The organism is Streptosporangium sp. H16 (assembly GCF_051918855.1).
Taxonomy (GTDB): domain Bacteria; phylum Actinomycetota; class Actinomycetes; order Streptosporangiales; family Streptosporangiaceae; genus Streptosporangium.
The window spans coordinates 1-1,911 of record NZ_JBPXMD010000097.1 but is presented as its reverse complement, the minus strand read 5'-3'; the positions used below and the strand labels follow the sequence as shown (position 1 = coordinate 1,911).

The window sequence follows — 1,911 nt, the reverse complement described above, 5'->3', positions numbered from 1 at the left end:
GCGGATCTCGTCGCGGATCGGCCGGACGGCCTCGATGCCCTGCCCGGCCGGGTCGTCCAGCTTCCAGTCCTCATAGCGCTTGCCGGGGAAGAACGGGCAGGCATCCCCGCAGCCCATGGTGATGACCACGTCGGAGTCCTGCACGGCCTCGGTGGTGAGCACCTTGGGCTTTTCGGCGGTGATGTCGATGCCGACCTCGGCCATCGCCGCCACGGCGGCCGGGTTGATCTGCTCGGCGGGCTCCGAGCCCGCGGAGCGGACCTCGATGCGACCTGCGGCCAGGTGGGTGAGCCAGCCGGCGGCCATCTGGGAGCGTCCGGCGTTGTGCACGCAGACGAACAACACGCTGGGCGTATCAGGCATGAACCGATCCCTCAGGAGTGGTGGTGGTGGGGGTGGGGGTGGTGAACAGGCGGCGGCCCCAGAGGCTGACGTAGACCAGGGCGACCAGGACGGGCACCTCGATGAGCGGGCCGACCACCCCGGCCAGGGCCTGGCCGGAGGTGACGCCGAACACGCCGACCGCGACCGCGATGGCCAGCTCGAAGTTGTTGCCCGCCGCGGTGAAGGCGAGCGTGGTGGTGCGCTCATACGTCATGCCGATCGCCCGGCCGGCCAGGAACGAGCCACCCCACATGAGGGCGAAGTAGGCCAGCAGCGGCAGCGCGATGCGGGCCACGTCGCCCGGCTGGGAGGTGATCGTCTCACCCTGTAGAGCGAACAGGACGACGATGGTGAACAGCAGCCCGTACAGGGCGACGGGCCCGATGCGCGGCAGGAACCGCTCCTCGTACCAGTCGCGGCCCCGGGCGCGTTCACCGAGCCGGCGCGACAGGTATCCGGCGGCCAGCGGGATGCCGAGGAAGATGAGCACGTACTGGGCGATGTCCCAGGCCGAGACCTGCAGCGCGGCGCCTTCGCCCAGGCCCAGCCAGCCGGGCAGGATCTCCAGGTAGAACCAGCCGAGCACGCCGAAGGCCACCACCTGGAAGACCGAGTTGATGGCGACCAGGACGGCGGCGGCCTCGCGGTCGCCGCAGGCCAGGTCGTTCCAGATGAGGACCATGGCGATGCACCGCGCGAGTCCGACGATGATCAGGCCGGTACGGTACTCGGGCAGGTCCGCCAGGAATGTCCAGGCCAGCACGAACATCAGCGCCGGGCCGAGCACCCAGTTCAGCGCGAGGGAGGCGAGGAGCAGGCGGCGGTCGCCGGTGACGGTGCCCAGGCGGTCGTAGCGGACCTTGGCCAGCACCGGGTACATCATCAGCAGCAGGCCCAGCGCGATCGGCAGCGAGATCTCGCCGATCTTGACCGCTTCCAGCGCGGAGTTCAGGCCGGGGACCAGGCGCCCCAGCAGCAGTCCGGCGGCCATGGCCAGGCCGATCCACACCGGCAGGAGGCGGTCCAGGGTGGATAGGGCGCCCATCACGCCTGGCGGACCCGCAGAAGCAGCGGTTGGATTTGAGGACATGGATCTTCCTTACGGTGCCGTGGTCAGACGGTGGCGGGGGTGTTCAGCAGGGCCGACAGTTCGGTCAAGGTCTCGGGGACCAGGCGGTAGTAGACCCAGGAGGCGCGCCGCTCGGAGGTCAGGAGCCCGACCTCCTTGAGCACCTTCAGGTGGTGGCTGATGGTGGGCTGGGACAGCTCGAAGGCGCCGGTGATGTCGCACACGCACACCTCGCCGCCCGAGTGGCTGGCCACGATCGACAGGATCCGCAGCCGGACCGGGTCGCCCAGGGCCTTGAACACCTGCGCGATCCCGGTAGCCTGCTCGACGTCCAGGGGTTCGTGAACCAGGGGCGGGCTGCACTCAAGGATCTGCAGTAGCTCCATCGGACCTCCGGGGATAGATGCTTATCGAAGTCATGCTCTGTCCATATTGACAGACGTCTATGAGTGCTCGGT

The 1,911-nt window shown here is 68.9% G+C and carries 3 protein-coding genes; all 3 read right to left on the bottom strand.

The window, feature by feature from the left end; all coding sequences use genetic code 11:
- On the bottom strand, nt 1–363 hold a 363-nt coding region (locus ACTOQ2_RS43780), incomplete at its 3' end, for an arsenate reductase ArsC (protein WP_440107927.1).
- Entirely contained in the window at nt 356–1,429 is a 1,074-nt protein-coding gene (gene arsB, locus ACTOQ2_RS43775) for an ACR3 family arsenite efflux transporter (protein WP_440107925.1), read from the bottom strand. The genes arsB and ACTOQ2_RS43780, both read right to left, overlap by 8 nt.
- A 68-nt stretch (nt 1,430–1,497) precedes the next feature.
- Nucleotides 1,498–1,839, bottom strand: coding sequence for an ArsR/SmtB family transcription factor (locus ACTOQ2_RS43770; RefSeq protein WP_440107923.1), 342 nt, complete (start codon nt 1,837–1,839; stop codon nt 1,498–1,500).
- Between the last annotated feature and the right edge of the window lie 72 nt (nt 1,840–1,911).

What these genes read in the sequence shown, in the direction of transcription:
- arsB (WP_440107925.1), bottom strand. Translation starts at nt 1,429, where the DNA reads ATGGGCGCCCTATCCACCCTGGACCGCCTCCTGCCGGTGTGGATCGGC.
- ACTOQ2_RS43770 (WP_440107923.1), bottom strand. Translation starts at nt 1,839, where the DNA reads ATGGAGCTACTGCAGATCCTTGAGTGCAGCCCGCCCCTGGTTCACGAA.